This is a genomic window from Haladaptatus sp. HS23 (assembly GCF_056892285.1).
The window spans coordinates 198778-213770 of the sequence record NZ_JBXGLH010000003.1 but is presented as its reverse complement, the minus strand read 5'-3'; the positions used below and the strand labels follow the sequence as shown (position 1 = coordinate 213770).

Annotated in this window: 15 protein-coding genes; 11 read left to right on the top strand and 4 right to left on the bottom strand. The window is 60.6% G+C overall.

Going from position 1 to position 14993, the window contains the following annotated elements; all coding sequences use genetic code 11:
* The first annotated feature begins 12 nt into the window (after window positions 1-12).
* The 5 genes from AC1XDK_RS11490 (at window position 13) to AC1XDK_RS11470 (ending at window position 5741) form a co-directional block, all read left to right on the top strand.
* Entirely contained in the window at window positions 13-972 is a 960-nt protein-coding gene (locus tag AC1XDK_RS11490; RefSeq protein ID WP_483350044.1) for an ABC transporter permease, read from the top strand.
* Window positions 972-1859, top strand: a complete 888-nt coding sequence (locus AC1XDK_RS11485) for an ABC transporter permease (RefSeq protein ID WP_483350043.1) — start codon at window positions 972-974, stop codon at window positions 1857-1859. Before AC1XDK_RS11490 ends, AC1XDK_RS11485 begins: the two co-directional genes overlap by 1 nt.
* Complete coding sequence (locus tag AC1XDK_RS11480; RefSeq protein WP_483350042.1) at window positions 1856-3988, top strand: dipeptide ABC transporter ATP-binding protein; 2133 nt, start codon at window positions 1856-1858, stop codon at window positions 3986-3988. The genes AC1XDK_RS11485 and AC1XDK_RS11480 overlap by 4 nt, the downstream gene beginning before the upstream one ends.
* Before the next feature lie 242 nt (window positions 3989-4230).
* A complete protein-coding gene (locus AC1XDK_RS11475; protein ID WP_483350247.1) occupies window positions 4231-5268 on the top strand; it encodes an NAD(P)-dependent alcohol dehydrogenase in 1038 nt (345 codons plus the stop codon).
* A gap of 104 nt (window positions 5269-5372) precedes the next feature.
* Window positions 5373-5741, top strand: coding sequence for a hypothetical protein (locus AC1XDK_RS11470; protein WP_483350041.1), 369 nt, complete (start codon window positions 5373-5375; stop codon window positions 5739-5741).
* Between the two features lie 498 nt (window positions 5742-6239).
* On the opposite strand, the gene AC1XDK_RS11465 is transcribed toward AC1XDK_RS11470, so the two are convergent.
* On the bottom strand, window positions 6240-6626 hold the full coding sequence (locus AC1XDK_RS11465; protein WP_483350040.1) for a hypothetical protein: 387 nt from the start codon (window positions 6624-6626) through the stop codon (window positions 6240-6242).
* 142 nt (window positions 6627-6768) lie between these two features.
* Between AC1XDK_RS11465 and AC1XDK_RS11460 the strand changes: the two genes are divergently transcribed.
* Window positions 6769-7134, top strand: a complete 366-nt coding sequence (locus tag AC1XDK_RS11460; RefSeq protein ID WP_483350039.1) for a hypothetical protein — start codon at window positions 6769-6771, stop codon at window positions 7132-7134.
* Window positions 7135-7197: 63 nt separating this feature from the next.
* Window positions 7198-8232: an LLM class flavin-dependent oxidoreductase gene (locus AC1XDK_RS11455; protein WP_483350038.1), complete on the top strand. Its 1035-nt coding sequence runs from the start codon at window positions 7198-7200 to the stop codon at window positions 8230-8232.
* Between the two features lie 19 nt (window positions 8233-8251).
* On the opposite strand, the gene AC1XDK_RS11450 is transcribed toward AC1XDK_RS11455, so the two are convergent.
* The gene (locus AC1XDK_RS11450; protein ID WP_483350037.1) at window positions 8252-8386 is read right to left on the bottom strand and encodes a transporter; all 135 of its coding nucleotides are present in this window, start codon (window positions 8384-8386) and stop codon (window positions 8252-8254) included.
* A 105-nt stretch (window positions 8387-8491) separates the two neighbouring features.
* On the opposite strand from AC1XDK_RS11450, the gene AC1XDK_RS11445 reads away from it, so the two are divergent.
* A complete protein-coding gene (locus AC1XDK_RS11445; RefSeq protein ID WP_483350036.1) occupies window positions 8492-10246 on the top strand; it encodes a metallophosphoesterase family protein in 1755 nt (584 codons plus the stop codon).
* A 27-nt stretch (window positions 10247-10273) separates the two neighbouring features.
* On the opposite strand, the gene AC1XDK_RS11440 is transcribed toward AC1XDK_RS11445, so the two are convergent.
* On the bottom strand, window positions 10274-11230 hold the full coding sequence (locus AC1XDK_RS11440) for an acetamidase/formamidase family protein (protein WP_483350035.1): 957 nt from the start codon (window positions 11228-11230) through the stop codon (window positions 10274-10276).
* Between the two features lie 111 nt (window positions 11231-11341).
* Between AC1XDK_RS11440 and AC1XDK_RS11435 the strand changes: the two genes are divergently transcribed.
* Window positions 11342-11488 (top strand): hypothetical protein, encoded by a 147-nt coding sequence (locus AC1XDK_RS11435; RefSeq protein WP_007983385.1) that lies wholly within the window; start codon window positions 11342-11344, stop codon window positions 11486-11488.
* On the opposite strand, the gene AC1XDK_RS11430 is transcribed toward AC1XDK_RS11435, so the two are convergent.
* Window positions 11489-12616, bottom strand: coding sequence for a CobW family GTP-binding protein (locus AC1XDK_RS11430; protein ID WP_483350034.1), 1128 nt, complete (start codon window positions 12614-12616; stop codon window positions 11489-11491).
* Window positions 12617-13095: 479 nt separating this feature from the next.
* On the opposite strand from AC1XDK_RS11430, the gene AC1XDK_RS11425 reads away from it, so the two are divergent.
* Both AC1XDK_RS11425 and AC1XDK_RS11420 read left to right on the top strand, forming a co-directional pair.
* On the top strand, window positions 13096-13866 hold the full coding sequence (locus tag AC1XDK_RS11425) for an IclR family transcriptional regulator (protein WP_483350033.1): 771 nt from the start codon (window positions 13096-13098) through the stop codon (window positions 13864-13866).
* 124 nt (window positions 13867-13990) lie between these two features.
* Window positions 13991-14989: a Bug family tripartite tricarboxylate transporter substrate binding protein gene (locus AC1XDK_RS11420; RefSeq protein WP_483350032.1), complete on the top strand. Its 999-nt coding sequence runs from the start codon at window positions 13991-13993 to the stop codon at window positions 14987-14989.
* Window positions 14990-14993 lie beyond the last annotated feature (4 nt).

Genomic DNA, 14993 nt, shown 5'->3' with positions numbered 1-14993 from the left:
CGGAGATTCACCATGTCAATGTCTAACTATCTAATGAGGCGGTTGGGGTTCATGGTGCTAACCCTCCTGTTCGTGACGCTGATAACGTTCATAGTGACGACCATCCTCCCCGGAAACGTCGCGTTGCTCATCCTCGGGCCGAACGCGACCGACAAGTCGATTCAGGCGCTGCAAGCGCAGATGGGACTCGACAAGCCCCTGTACGTCCAGTACATCGACTGGGTGTTCGGACTCGTACAGGGCGACCTGGGGACTTCGCTCCGGTTCGGCGACCCGGTCGTGACGCTCATCGCGGAGAAGCTCCCAAAATCGCTTCTCCTCGCCGGGGCGGCGACGCTCATCGCTGTCTTCCTCGCGCTGCCGCTCGGCGTCATCGCCGCCGTGAAGCAGAACGAGATGCCGGACCTGTTCGCGTCGATGTTCGGATTCATCGGCGTCTCCATCCCCATCTTCCTGTGGGGACTCGTGTTCATCCTCGTCTTCTCCGTGTGGCTGAACATCTTCCCGACGGGTGGCTACGTCCCGCCGAGCGAGGACCCTGTGGGTACGCTGACCCACCTCGTTCTCCCGGCGTCAGCGATGGGGTTCGCCCTCACCGCTTACATCATGCGGATGACCCGGTCCTCGATGCTCGAAGTCATGTCCGAGGAGTACATCAAACTGGCGCGCTCGAAGGGGATGACCCAGCGCGTCATCGTGCTCAAGCACGCGCTTCGGAACGCCATCATTCCCGTCATCACGGTCATCGCGTTCCAGTTCAGCTACGCGTTCGGCGGCGTCGTCGTGCTGGAGCAGGTGTTCTTCTGGCCAGGAATCGGCAGACTGACGCTGACCGCCATCCAGAGCCGCGACATTCCCCTGTTGCAGGGCTGTATCGTCGTCGTCGCAGTGATGTACATGCTCTCGAACCTCGCGGCGGACATCCTCTACGGCTACTTCGATCCGCGGATTCGCTACGGAGGTGATGAATGATGGCGACCTCGACGTCGAACTCGACGGCCACGTCCGCGCGGATAGAACGCTTCCAGCGGTTCACGCACCAGTTCAGGAGCAACACCAAGGCGATGATTGGACTCGTCATCGTGCTGTCGCTCGTCGTGGTCGCGATTTTCGCGCCGCTCATCGCGCCGTACTCGATTTCACACACGTCCGTCGCCGACCGCACGCAATCGCCGTCGATGGACCACCTGTTCGGAACCGACGACCTCGGTCGTGACATCTTCAGTCGCGTCGTGATGGGCAGTCGGATTTCGCTGAAGGTCGGGTTCGGTGCCATCACCGGTGCGCTCCTGATCGGGACGATAATCGGATTAGTGTCCGGCTACTACGGCGGTATCGTCGACGAACTGCTGATGCGGTTCATGGACGCCGCGATGTCCTTCCCACCCATCCTCCTCGCGTTGACGTTGATGGTCGTCCTCGGTCCCGAACTCACGAACGTCATCATCGCGCTGGCGTTCGTCTACACGCCGTACATCGCTCGCGTCGCCCGCAGTGCGACGCTCTCCGAGCGGAACGAGGCGTACGTGGAGTCAGCCATCGCCCGCGGCGAGAGCAACCCCCATATCATCTTCCGCGAGGTGCTGCCGAACTGTTCGGCTCCGCTCCTCGTTCAGGGGTCGCTGAACATCGCCTTCGCGATGCTCGCGGAGGCCAGCCTGTCGTTCCTCGGCCTCGGCGCGCAACCGCCGACGCCGTCGTGGGGACTGATGATAAACAACGGGAGCGGGTTCATGCAAACCGCGCCGTGGATCATCATCTTCCCCGGAATCGCCATCGCAGTCACCGTCATCGGGTTCAACCTGCTCGGCGACGGCCTCCGAGACGTGCTCGACCCCAAGGTGGATTCGATAGAATGAACGGAAACGACGCATACGGCGGGTCCGCCCCCCTCCTCGACGTTCGAGACCTCAGGACGGAGTTCCTGACCGAGGACGGGACGGTCGTCGCCGCGAACGACGTATCGTTCGCCCTCGATACGGGCGAGACAATGGGACTTGTCGGCGAGAGCGGGGCCGGAAAGAGCGTCACCGCGCGCTCGTTGCTCCAACTCGTCGATAGCCCCGGCGAAATCACCGGCGGCGAAGTCGTCTTCGACGGCGTGGACCTGTTGGGACTCTCGGAAGCGGAGATGCGCTCGGTTCGCGGGAACAAGATCGCGCTCATTCCGCAGGACCCGATGTCGTCGCTGAATCCGGTCCTCACGGTCGGCGAACAGATCGTCGAGACGATACTGCACCACCAAGGCGGCAACCGCGAGTCGGCGCGCGAACAGGCCATCGAGGTCATGCGCGACGTGGAAATCCCGGACGCGGCCGAGCGCTTCGGCGACTACCCGCACGAGTTCTCGGGCGGGATGCGCCAGCGCGTCCTCATCGCCATCGGCCTCTCCTGCAAGCCGGACCTGATAATCGCCGACGAACCGACGACGGCGCTCGACGTGACGACGCAGGCGAAAATCCTCGACCTCCTGAACGAACTTCAGGAGGAAAAGGGGATGGCAATCCTGATGATAACGCACAACCTCGGCGTCGTCGCCCAGACGTGCGACCACGTCGGCGTGATGTACGCCGGGAATCTCGTCGAGACGGCGGAACTCGACGAACTGTTTCGGAAGCCGCAACATCCGTACACGCGCGGTCTCATCGACTCGATTCCGCAGACGGACGTGGAGTACGACGAACTGCCGACGCTGGCCGGGTCGATGCCGGACCTCACCGACCTGCCCAGCGGGTGTAACTTCGCGCCACGGTGTGAGTACGCGACCGACGCCTGCCGAACCGGAGGTAATCCCCCTCTCGAACCGGCCGCGGGAACGACGTCGAAAGCGGCCTGTATCCGCACGGACGAAATCGACCTCAGTCAGGGATACACCCCCGTGGAGTCGAGCGGCGAACGGAAACGCATCGACCGCAGCGGCGAACCGCTGTTCGCGGTGAAAAACCTGAAAAAGCATTTCCAGGCCGGCGACGGGTTCCTGGGTGACCTCACGCTCACGCGCTCGGACGGCGGCCTCCCGACGCTCGAACGGCGGGCCGTCAAAGCTGTCGACGGCATCGACTTCGAGATTTACGAGGGCGAGACGGTCGGCCTCGTCGGTGAGAGCGGGTGTGGCAAATCGACCGTCGCGCGTACCGCGCTGAAACTCCTCGAACCGACCGACGGCGAGGTGTACTTCGAGGGACAGCCCATTCACGAGATGAGCGGGTCGGAAGTGCGGAGCCTCCGCCGCGAGATGCAGATGATATTCCAGGACCCACATAGTTCGCTCAATCCGCGAAAGACCGTGGGTCAGATAATCGGCCGCGCGATGGAGAAACACGACATCGCGACCGGTGAGGAAAAGCGGGAGCGAACCCGCGAGTTGCTGACGCGCGTCGGCCTCTCTCCGGACGCGCTCCACAAGTATCCCCACCAGTTCTCGGGCGGGCAACAACAGCGCATCGCCATCGCGCACGCGTTAGCCGTGGAACCGAAGCTCATCGTCTGTGACGAACCGGTGTCGGCGCTCGACGTGTCCGTGCAGGCCCAAATCCTGAATCTGCTCAACGAGATTCAGGCGGAGTACGGCCTGTCGTACCTGTTCATCTCGCACAACATCGGGGTCGTCCGACACATCTGTGACCGCATCGCGGTGATGTATCTCGGCAAAATCGCCGAGTTCGGAACGGTCCGACAGGTGTTTTCGGCCCCGTTCCATCCCTACACGGAGAGCCTCCTCTCGGCGGTTCCGCACGCCAACCCTGACAGGGAAACCGACCGCATCCTCCTCGAAGGGAGCGTTCCGAGTCCGATAAACCCGCCGTCTGGGTGTCCGTTCCAGACCCGCTGTCCGAAGAAGATAGGCGACATCTGTGAGCAGACCGAACCGGAGTTAGAGGAAAAAGAGGGCGACAGCAACCACCAGATATCCTGTCACCTCTCCGTCGAGGAGATGAGCGAACGCCGGTCGTTCGCCGAGACGGCCGAATCTCCGTCCGACGACTGATATTCTACCCACGTTTTTTGCGCACACGCCTTCTAACGAGCGTATCGTTTCGCCCATCGAGCGGACGTCGCTGCGTGATTCTCTTTCGTTTCTTACTATTGTTGCGAGAAGGACTTCAATGATTTAAATACTGCCTCCTTCCATCGAGCGTGTGGAAGCGGCCCGACGAACGGCTCGGGAACTCGATTGAAGTGTGTGGGCGTGGAACGGTGGTCGGGGGAGCAATCGTGCAAGCATACTGTATGCGCTCCATCGGGGAGACCGGCTTTGTGGAAAAGGACCGTCCGAAAGCAGGACCGAACGACGCCGTCGTTCGGCCAACGAAGGGGTTGGTGTGTACTTCCGACGTTCACACCGTCGGCGGGGCTATCGGCGAACGCGAGGATATCACGCTCGGCCACGAGGCGGTCGGGATTGTCGAATCTGTCGGCGACGAGGTCGAGGCGTTCGAACCCGGAGACCGCGTCGCAGTCGGGGCGATAACCCCGGACTGGGGGTCACTGGCCGCCCAAGACGGACATCCGTCGCAGTCGAACGACGCGCTCGGCGGATGGAAGTTCGCGAACGTCAAGGACGGCGTGTTCGCCGAGTACCTCCACGTGAACGAAGCGGACGCGAACATGGCTCACATCCCACAGGGAGTCAGCGACGAGGCCGCCGTGTACGTGACGGACATGATGAGTACCGGCTTCAGCGCGGCCGAACGTGCCGATATTCCCATCGGAGGAACGGTCGCGGTTTTCGCACAGGGGCCGGTCGGACTGATGGCGACCAAGGGAGCGGCGCTTCGCGGTGCGGGGACGATAATCGCCGTCGAAAGCGTCCCCGAACGGCAGGAACTCGCCGAGTTCTACGGTGCCGACGAGGTGGTCGATTTCACCGAGGTCGATACCGTCGAGGCGATTATGAACCTGACCCACGGGGAGGGTGTCGACGCCGCAATCGAGGCGTTGGGTTCGAACGTGACCTTCGAACACTGCATCGAAGTCACCAAGCCCGGCGGCGTCATCTCCAACGTCGGCTATCACGGCGAGGGCGAACACGTCACCATCCCGCGAGCGGAGTGGGGCGTCGGCATGGCCGAAAAGGACATCGTGACCTCGCTCTGTCCCGGTGGTCGCCTTCGATTGCGGCGACTGCTCCGGTTGCTCGAAACGGGGAAGGTAGACCCGACGCGTATGACGACCCACCGGTTCGACTTCGACGACATCGACGAGTCGTTTCACCTCATGGACACGAAAGGAGAGGGAATCATCAAGCCCCTCATCGACTTCGAGTGAGCCTCTCGTCGGAAAATCACTGAAACGATCGCTATTTTTCGCCGGAATTCGGAGACTCAGGACGGAAAAATTATGTGTTCGATACGTCTCAGGTGCGGTAGACCATGCAACGACGAGACCTGCTCTGTATCGGCGGCTTACTCCTCGGTGGCGGGATGACCACCCTCTCCGGTTGTAGCGGTGCGCTCGGGGAGTTCACCTCCTCGCTCTCCGTGACCGACACCGATTCACGGGTCACGGGGTTCGGAAACGTCGTCGTCACCGCCACCGTATCGAACGATTCGGACGAAACGCGTTCGGGAACACTCAGCGCGACGGTGAAAGTGGACGGCGGAAGCACGTACGAGGAATCGGTGAACGTCATCGTCCCCGCGAACACGTCGAAGGAGTACCGAATCGAAGTAGACATCGATTTCGGCGAATCCCTGTCCGCGAGTCGGTATTCGTACGAGGTGTCGGTGAAGTCGGAGTAAACTACCCCGTCCTACTCGCCCCCTTCCGCCTTGCGGCGGTCGGTCACTCCTTGAGGACGGGGCTTTACCGCAACGACATTGTGCCCCGCGACCTCATGCATGGACGCGGCCCGGCTTCCTCTTACCGTCCTTGCCTTCGGCGTGGGTGCATTGTTTGATGCTTTTCACTCCGACCGAAGGCCGGGATTGTTCCACCGATTTAATTCTCGGTGTTCTCACGCTCAAACCCAAGATGGGTAGGGAATTGAACCCGTTCGCGGTCGTCGTTCCCGAGTATAGGACGCGATAATTTCGCGCCACAGGTGCCAGTTTACTGGTGGCACCTACTGTCTTGGGCTTGCGCCAAGGCAGCAGTAGATTATCATACGTTTTCGGCGATAATAAGCCTTCTCGAACGGGTTTCCTCTCCTTTTTACTCACTTCGTTCGTTGAGGAAGGAGGCTCCACCCTAGCGCCTACTGAACGAACGGAAACGAGTCCGTCGACCCTGCGAAACGGCTACGAGCCGGATTCGTCCTCATCCGTGTCGGAAGCGCCGTCCGCTCCCGCGTCACCGTCGAGTTCGTCCGCTTCCTCCTCCGTCGTGGACTGTACCTCCTCGATGTCTATGTCCGTCCCGAGTTTCTCCTCGTCGATGGCCGATTCGAGCGTCTCTCGTTCCGTGATGGCACCGATACCCTTCTCGTTCACCGCCGACTGAATCGTTTGCGCGTCGATAGCCCCGCTGACGTCCTTTCGTTCGACAGCTATTTTGACCGCGCGTCGCACCGCGACGTAGCCGACCGCTCCAGCGCCGCCGGCCATCACGGCACCCGGAATTCCGTACCGTTTGTATCCGAATTTTGCCGCCTTCTTCCCGACGCTGAGTGGGCCAATGCCAAACATGTCTTAATAACTGCCGTCGAACAGCCCTAAGGATTCGGCCTGCATGTTCAACGAACCTACCCGTTCACTCTCGTTTTGCTAACTGCCACCGTCGGCGCACAGAACACGGAAAAGGGTGGGCCGCGTAGTCGAACGCAACGCGATGACACGGACGCTCACGCTCCCGAACGGAGAGGAGGTATCCGAGGACGAAATCATTCTCTACAACGGCTACCCGTACCGACTCCAGTTCGTGGACGGGGACGACTACGAGTTCGTACTCTCCCCGCTGTACTGGGGCGGCAGCGGAATGGACATCCCGTTTCCCGACCGCGACGCGCTGGTCGAACAGTGGGAGAGCGACTCGCGGGGGACCCTCACGGACGAGGAATGGGACGGGTGGATTCGGGAGGCGCGACGCGACTCGCAGTTCACCGACGACGAAATCGACGAAATCGCCCGCGAACTCGGAACGACGGGGACGACGGGCGGCCCCTTGGACCGACTCCGTCGGCTACTCGGTTTCTGACGGAAACCCGCTCGAAACTTCCGCGGTAGTCACCGTTATGGGTGCGGATTTGCAAACACGGGTATGGACCTCTCGCTCGTCGACCTCGCACCGATTCCGGAGGGCGGAACGGCAACGGAAGCGTTCGAAAACACTGTCGAACGCGCACAACACGCCGAAGAACTCGGCTACTCTCGCTTTTGGGTGGCGGAACACCACGGCTTCACCGACCGGTTGGCGAGCACGACTCCCGAAGTGCTGATGGGCAACCTCGCCGCGCAAACGTCGAATATCCGTATCGGGTCCGGAACGGTGTTGCTCAACCACTACAGTCCGTACAAGGTGGCCGAATCGTTCGGCGTCCTCGACGCCCTCGCGCCCGGCCGAATCGACTGCGGACTCGGCCGAGCGACCGGCAATCCTGTCTCCGATTTCGCGTTACAGGAAGACCGGAGCGAACGCCGTCAGCGGAACGACCACGCCGAAAAAATCGAGGAGGTCGCGTCCCACCTCTACGACGGGTTCGACGACGACCACCGATTCAGCGAGTTGTCGCTGGCGCGGTCACGCAATGGCATCCCGGACATCTGGGTACTCGGGTCCAGTCCGTCCAGCGCCGCAATCGCGGGCGAACTCGGGTTGCGGTACTGCTTCGCCGCGTTCATCAGGCCCCAACCCGCCGTCCGCGCGTTCGAAGTGTATCGAGAGCGGTTCCAACCGTCCGAGTTCGGCGCTGGCCCGGACGAACCACACGGGATGCTCGCCGTGAACGTCACCTGTGCCGAGACGGACGAGGAGGCCGCCAGACTCCGTTCGGTCTCCGAAGCGACCCGACAACGACTGCGTCGCGGACAGATAGACAAATCGCCCATTCACTCCGTCGAAACGGCAATCGACGAACTCGGCCACGTCCCGGACCCGACGCCGGACACCGTCGTCCCGGGCGAGTGGCCGCGCGCGATTTCCGGGAGTCCCGAGACGGTCCGGGACCTGTTGGACCAAATGACCACACAGACGGGCGTCGACGAAGTCATCGTTCAGAACCAGTTCGCGGACCCCGAGGACGAACTCCGGTCCCACGAACTCCTCGCGGACGCCGCCGACCTGACTCCTCGGTGAACCGACTGCCGTGAGTCGCTTATTTTCCGGTAACGAGACGGAGTACGGCACCGATGACGAGTACGATGACGCCGAGAATCGTCGCTATCGGCGGGATGGGAACGAACAGCAGGACGATTCCGGCGAGCATGACCATCGTCGAGAGACGAACCATACGACCATCGTACCACCTGTCGTCGGTTATGGATTGTGGCGGAACGCCGTCGTCCGTGTGAACGGTTTATTAGCAATAGAGACCTACAGTATCGCACATCGAACGATGGCGAAATCACCGGAACTCATCCGCGACACCGACGGCGCATGGAAGTTGGCGGGGTCGTTTCAAAGCGGCCGATATCAGTTCGGCGTGACGCCCGCAGGGGAGGGCCTTCTCCGTGACGAACTCGGCTATGACGAGGGCGATACGGTCCCGTGGAACTGCTTTCGGACGCTCGTCTACATCGGAGACGCGTGGCTCCCGTCCGCGACGGACCGCCCCGTCCAGACGGGCGACGATTTGGCGCGACCGCGAAAAGGAGTCGAGATGTCGGACGCGGACGCCCGTGCGCTCGCCGAACTCGTGAAGACGAAACGGCTCGACGAACGGCAACGGAACGCGCTGTCGAGCCACATCGTCGAAACGAAACTCGGTCCGTTACTCTCCATTGAGGAACGTCCCGAAGGGGAGTCCCGTTCTGATGGGAACGGCGACGAAGCGACCCCGTCCGATTCCACGCCCTCGAAACAGCGGACTTCCACGAGGATTCTCCACGTGAGTGATTCGCACCTCAAACCGGGTGGCGAAGACGACGCGGACGGAGTTCACGGACTCGAAGGGTTCGACGCGGCGATGGATGTGGCACTCGGCGAGGGCGTCGACGCCGTCGTTCACACGGGGAACCTGTTCGCGAGCGCGACACCACCGGATGCGGTCGAAGCTGCCTGCGTCGAACGGCTCAACTGCCTCGCTCGAAACGACGTTCCGTTCTTCGTCGTCGCCGGTCGAAACGAGGCGGCGGATTCCGGAGCGCTCGACGCGCTGGCCGAAACGACGCACGCCTGTCGCCTCGGGACAACGCCGGTGAACGTCGGCGACGACGTCGTCCTGTACGGTATCGACCATCGCCCCGACATGGCGACGGCGGACGAAACGATTTCGCTCGCGGCCCCCGATGGACGCTGTCTCAAACTCTGCTGTGTGCATCAAGCTATTTCCCCGCCCTATTCCGAATACGGTGCGGACGTGGAGGCGTATGAACTGACGGTCGAACGCGTCGACGGCTGGATAGACGTGCTCCTCTGTGGCGGAACCGACCGCGCCGTCGAGTGGGAAGGCGACGAACTCGGCGTCTATTATGCGGGAACCACTGATAAAAACCGAGTGCGCGAGGACGAGGCGGAACCCCTCGTGAACCTGTTCACCGTCCGCGACGAGTCGTTCGAGCGCGAGACGATTTCGCTCGAAGGATACGACGCGGACGGACGGAACGGAGAGTCGAGAAAGCAACTGAACGACGGAAGACGGACACGCTCCTCGGACGACCGACGGACGACCGATTCCACCGAGGACGTTCGACCGGTTCTCACTGCGACCGGGACCCTTGCGTCGACCCTCGACGAGACGGAGATACCAGACTTCGACGGTTATTCGACGGCGGACCTCGCGGACATGTACGCGCTCTTCTCGGCGGTTCGGGGGCAAATTGAAACCATGCGGACTGAAGTTCGGGACGTGCTTTCCTCGCGCGTTGGGGACGGCGAGGAGGTTACGGGGTCGTTCGGGTCCGTCGGCGGCTATCATCGGACCAGGAAATCGCTCAGGGACGACGAGACGGTCCTTTCGACGCTCGAACGACACGGCGTCCGTAGAGAGGCCGTCGTCACCGAACGAATCGACCGAACGAAAGTCGAGGAGATAATCGAGGACGAAGACCTCGACATCGACGAATCGACGCTCTACGAGATTACCGAGAACAGCTACGTCCGACGAAACGATATCGACCACGACGCGCTTCGACGGTCGTTCGAGGAGTAGGGACGGGAGAGCGGTGAACCCCGCTTACTACGGAAAAATCGACTGTGGCAGATACGCCGACACGACCCAGTTCGGCGCGTCCACCACTTCGTTGATTTTCAGGTCCACGATGGCCGAACACAACAGGTACGCCTCTGAACGCGTCAACCCGTGGTTTCGGTGTAGATGCGTGATCATGTGCCGAACCGCCTTCTTGCTGGCGTCCATCAGGTCGTCGCTGATGCCGGTCGTCGCGTACACCCGACCGCCGTGGGTCGCCGAAAACGGCCCGTCCGTCTCGAACTGCGGTTGTTCGATGTCCATTCCCGAAACGAGTCGGAGTCGTGCGGTTACGGTCATCGGCGCTTCGATGCCCGTGACACATACCTCGCCGTCGCCTTGTGCGCCGTGGCAGTCGCCGATGCTGAAGCGCGCGCCCTCCACTTCGACGGGGAGATACAGCGTCGAACCCGCCGTCAGGTGTTTCACGTCGAGGTTGCCGCCGACCCGACGCGGAGGTGTCGTGCTGTGTTCGCCACTCTCGGCGGGAGCGACGCCGAGATTCCCCGGGAAGGGCGCGAGCGGGACTTCGATTCCGTTCACGAAACGTCCGACGTTGCCATCTAACTCCCAGACGTGCAGTCCCGGGTCGGGAAACTCCTCGGGAAGCAGTCCGGTTTCCCTGTCACTACCGTAAAAGTACGAGAAGCCGATTCCCTCGTGGTCGAACGAGAGAAGGTCCACCGCGAGTACGTCGCCGGGTCGCGCCCCCTCGACATCGATGGGACCCGTCAGGGCGTGGCCCGGAAGCGACCCGGCGAGCGCGGACACGTCCTCGACGGTCGACTCCGCATCCAGCCGGCCGTTCGTGGCATCACGGCAGTCGAATCGCAGTACGTCCCCGGATTCGACCGTTCGAATCGGGTCGTGGTCACGACTCCAACTCGTGTGGATGTGTTCGTCTCGGGCGGGTACGTGGTGGTCCGGTGTGGGAACGGATGGCATTGGCGTACACCCTGGTAGAAACAGGAACAATATAAAACCCGCCCGTGTGAGATACGTTCCCAGCGCGTGTCTCACAAACCGTTATGGCGTTTCGGTGCCTTTTATCGAACGATGTGCCAATACTGCTCCGTCCGTGAGGAGGGGTGGACCCAACTCCTCGCTTACGACGACGTGTATCAACGTGCTGTCGGTTCCGGCGGCGACGACGAGTATGGATTCCACGAATCGTGGGACGACCTCCGCGACCAGCTCGCGTAATTATCGTCGCGGGAACGGCCCGCCACCCTCGTCCCAGTCGGATTCCGTCTCGTCGGTTTCGACGAGACATCGGTCGAGCGATTCCGCCACACCCGTTTCATCGATATCGGTTCCGATGAGGACGAGACGGGTTTCCCGTTCGTCCGGTGACCACTCCCCGAGGGGGCCACATCGGACGGACGGACCGGCCTGATTCAATCCCATCGCGTTTCCGTCCCACCCGGCTATCCAGCAGATGCCTTTGGTTCTGGCAATGTTCCCGTCCCAATCGTCTAGCCACGCGTTCAACCGCTCCGGGTGGAACGGCCGTTCTCGCTCGTAGACCACGGTCTCGATGCGGTCTGCGACCGACTCTTCGGAGTCGTGGGCGTGTGCTTCGTGCTGGTCGTGGTCGTGTCCGTGACCGTGGTCGTCTCCGCCGACAGCTAACGCGCGCTTCCATCCCGGCGACCGTCGCGCATCGTCGAAATCGAACCGCCCCGTTTCGAGGATTTCGTCGGTCGGCACCGCCGCGTATTCTGTTCGAACTAATTCGGCCGTGGGTTGCAGTTCCCGAACGAGGGCGGCGACTTCGTCGAGGGTGTCGTCGGGGAGGGCGTCACACTTGTTCAACAGCAGCAGGTCACAAAACTCGACGGTTTCGACCAGCACGTCGGTCAGCGGGCGCTGTCCGTTCGCCACTCGGTCGTTCAACTGACCCGTTTCCGTGTCGAACGCGTTAGCGAACCCGACGGCATCGACGACCGAGACGACGGTGTCCAGCCGATACTCCTCACTCGGGTCGGGTGCTTCGTCGTCCATTCCGAGCAGGGTCCGCGCGAGCGGAATGGGTTCGCTCACCCCCGACGCTTCTATCAGGAGGCAGTCGAAACTGCGGTCGTCGAGTCGGGAGAGCGTCGTCCTAAGGTCGTCCTGTAGCTGACAACAGATACAGCCGTTGGAGAGGTCGATGACGTCGTCGGTCTCCCCCTGTATCAGCTCGGTATCGACGTTCATCTCGCCCACGTCGTTGACGACGACCGCGACCTGCCGGTCTCCCGGGTCGCGAAGGACGTGATTTATGAGCGTTGTCTTCCCCGCCCCGAGACACCCCGTTACCACCGTTATCGGCGTTCGTTCATCCCCCATGCTCTAGCATTCGGGTTGATGCGTGATAGGAGTTGATTGTGTGATAATTGATATTTATGCGGCCGGATGCTCGTCGTAGTGACTATGTCATGTACGTCGCGCGCGATAAGTTACAATAAAATTTTAATTAATTTATGTAGTATATATTTGAATGAATCCCTGGAACATATATTCGAATTATTTTTTCATGAAATGAATGTGTGTTTTCTGGTTCGAGATTCGTAACGGAAGCTCCCCTACCACTGACGCTGCTGCGACGATATCTGAACGGATGTAGATGTAATGAGAAAATATACTAATAATAGGTAACAATACACGTATATACTGTGAATAACTAAACAACACTGATCTACATATCGTGAACCGATGGATATCATATCTTTGGAAGTATTTCGGCGTATATTTGCGTTTCACTCCGTTAAACGCCTAAATGAGAGAATTCACAAAACGTAAATAGTGGGCCTTGGTAGTCGTTGACGATGGTGGGTGATTCCTCCCCGAGTCGTCCGCTGAAAACCGTCGAGACAGCTGTCGATATCGTGGACGCGATTCAGCAGTCGGACGGTGCGGACGTTCAGGAACTCGCTCGGGAATTCGACCTCGCACAGAGTACGATCCACGGCTACGTGAAAACGCTCGAAAACCGTGGCTATCTCACTATCGACGACGGAGAGTACCACGTCGGATTGGAGTTTTTGAACAAGGGTGGACACGCCCGCAAACGGAAACGCGAGTACGATTTTATAATCAGTAAACTGGACGATTTGGCCGAACAGACCGGCGAGCGCGTTCAATTCATCGTTGAGGAGAACGGTCGTGGCTACTACATCCACACGTCCATCGGCGAGAACGCCGTCCACGTCGATGCTCACATCGGAAAGAAAATCCACCTCCACGCGAGTTCGGCCGGAAAGGCCATCCTCTCTACTTTTCCGGAAGAACGCGTCCACGAAATCCTTGACCGTTGGGGACTGCCGGAGTATACCCACCACACGGTTACGACCCCCGACGAGCTGTTTGACGAACTCCGGTCGATTCGGGAAGCAGGCTACGCGACGAGCGAGCAGGAGTCCATTACGGGACTTCGAGCGGTCGGTGCGCCGATACAGCCGTACGAGCCGAACCCGATCGGCGCGATTAGCTTTTCCGGCCCGGCACATCGTCTCACGGGCGACTGGTACGAGGAGGAAGTCCCCAACCTCGTCCTCGGCGTCGCTAACGAAATCGAGCTAGACCTCAAGTACCAGTAGCGCTTTTCGCTCCGCAGAGCTGCACCCACTCGCCTTTTTACGATACTCGAATTGCCATTTTGCCGACGACTAGGTCGTTGGAACGTAATTACTAAATATTAGTTCGAGAAGACCGTGTCTGTTGATGACTGGTAACAAGAACCGTATCTCACGGCGAAAATTCGTGGCAGGAGCGGCGGCAAGTAGCGCACTTCTCGCGGGATGTACGACCAGTGGCGGCGGCTCGTACCCGAGTAAAGATATGTCCTACATCGTCCCGTTCAGCCAAGGCGGCGGAACCGACACGTACGCTCGAAAAGTCGTTCCCGAAATCGGCAACGAACTCGACGTCGGCGTCGCCATCGAAAACGTCCCCGGCGCGGCGTCGTTGAAGGGGACCGGCGAGATACTGCGGGAGAAATCAGACGGCTACACGTTCGGCGGGTTCAACCCCCCATCGACGCCGATCTCCTACCTCGTTCACGAACCGAGTTGGGACATCACGAATCTCGTCCCGGTGGCAACGTACGCCCGGACACCGTATGCCATCTTCGCCCGTCCCGAACTCAAAATAGAAGGGGTGAAGGATTTGACAAAGCGGTACCAGAACGGCGACCTCTCGAAATTCGCGGGTCTCGCTCGCGGTGGCATCGTCCACGTCGCGGCGAACGTGATGAAGTCGGAATACGACCTTCAGTACAAGAAGTACATCGGCTACGACGGCGGCGGTCCGGCCATCAAAGCCGCCATCTCCGGCGAGGTTCCGGTCGTCGCGACGACCGACACCGCCGCGATGAGCGCCGTCGATTCCGGCGACTTGGAACCGGTTGCCATCCTTTCGAGCGAGGGAAGTAGCGTGTTCAAGGACGCGCCATCCCCCTCGGATGAGGGTCTACCGAGCATCGACTACATCGGTCAGCTGACCCGTTGTATGTTCCTTCCGAAGGGAACGGACACGGAAAAGCGGGATACGCTCGAAGACGCCGTCAAATCTGCTCTCACACACGACTCGGTGCAGAAGTGGTCCGAAAAGACAGGAAACATCGTGGAGTTCGGCGGCCACAAGAAGGCGGAGAAGGCCCTAAACGAATCCATCGAGACGATTCCGAAGAAAGTGAACCTCAAGAAAATCGCGAGCGAATAATCAC

Excerpts from the sequence above, each read along its gene's own strand:
- AC1XDK_RS11455 (WP_483350038.1), top strand. The coding sequence starts at position 7,198 with ATGGACCTCTCGCTCGTCGACCTCGCACCGATTCCGGAGGGCGGAACG.
- AC1XDK_RS11460 (WP_483350039.1), top strand. The coding sequence starts at position 6,769 with ATGACACGGACGCTCACGCTCCCGAACGGAGAGGAGGTATCCGAGGAC.
- AC1XDK_RS11490 (WP_483350044.1), top strand. The coding sequence starts at position 13 with ATGTCAATGTCTAACTATCTAATGAGGCGGTTGGGGTTCATGGTGCTA.
- AC1XDK_RS11435 (WP_007983385.1), top strand. The coding sequence starts at position 11,342 with ATGTGCCAATACTGCTCCGTCCGTGAGGAGGGGTGGACCCAACTCCTC.
- AC1XDK_RS11480 (WP_483350042.1), top strand. The coding sequence starts at position 1,856 with ATGAACGGAAACGACGCATACGGCGGGTCCGCCCCCCTCCTCGACGTT.
- AC1XDK_RS11420 (WP_483350032.1), top strand. The coding sequence starts at position 13,991 with ATGACTGGTAACAAGAACCGTATCTCACGGCGAAAATTCGTGGCAGGA.
- AC1XDK_RS11475 (WP_483350247.1), top strand. The coding sequence starts at position 4,231 with ATGCGCTCCATCGGGGAGACCGGCTTTGTGGAAAAGGACCGTCCGAAA.
- AC1XDK_RS11450 (WP_483350037.1), bottom strand. The coding sequence starts at position 8,386 with ATGGTTCGTCTCTCGACGATGGTCATGCTCGCCGGAATCGTCCTGCTG.
- AC1XDK_RS11485 (WP_483350043.1), top strand. The coding sequence starts at position 972 with ATGGCGACCTCGACGTCGAACTCGACGGCCACGTCCGCGCGGATAGAA.
- AC1XDK_RS11470 (WP_483350041.1), top strand. The coding sequence starts at position 5,373 with ATGCAACGACGAGACCTGCTCTGTATCGGCGGCTTACTCCTCGGTGGC.
- AC1XDK_RS11425 (WP_483350033.1), top strand. The coding sequence starts at position 13,096 with ATGGTGGGTGATTCCTCCCCGAGTCGTCCGCTGAAAACCGTCGAGACA.
- AC1XDK_RS11430 (WP_483350034.1), bottom strand. The coding sequence starts at position 12,616 with ATGGGGGATGAACGAACGCCGATAACGGTGGTAACGGGGTGTCTCGGG.
- AC1XDK_RS11440 (WP_483350035.1), bottom strand. The coding sequence starts at position 11,230 with ATGCCATCCGTTCCCACACCGGACCACCACGTACCCGCCCGAGACGAA.
- AC1XDK_RS11445 (WP_483350036.1), top strand. The coding sequence starts at position 8,492 with ATGGCGAAATCACCGGAACTCATCCGCGACACCGACGGCGCATGGAAG.
- AC1XDK_RS11465 (WP_483350040.1), bottom strand. The coding sequence starts at position 6,626 with ATGTTTGGCATTGGCCCACTCAGCGTCGGGAAGAAGGCGGCAAAATTC.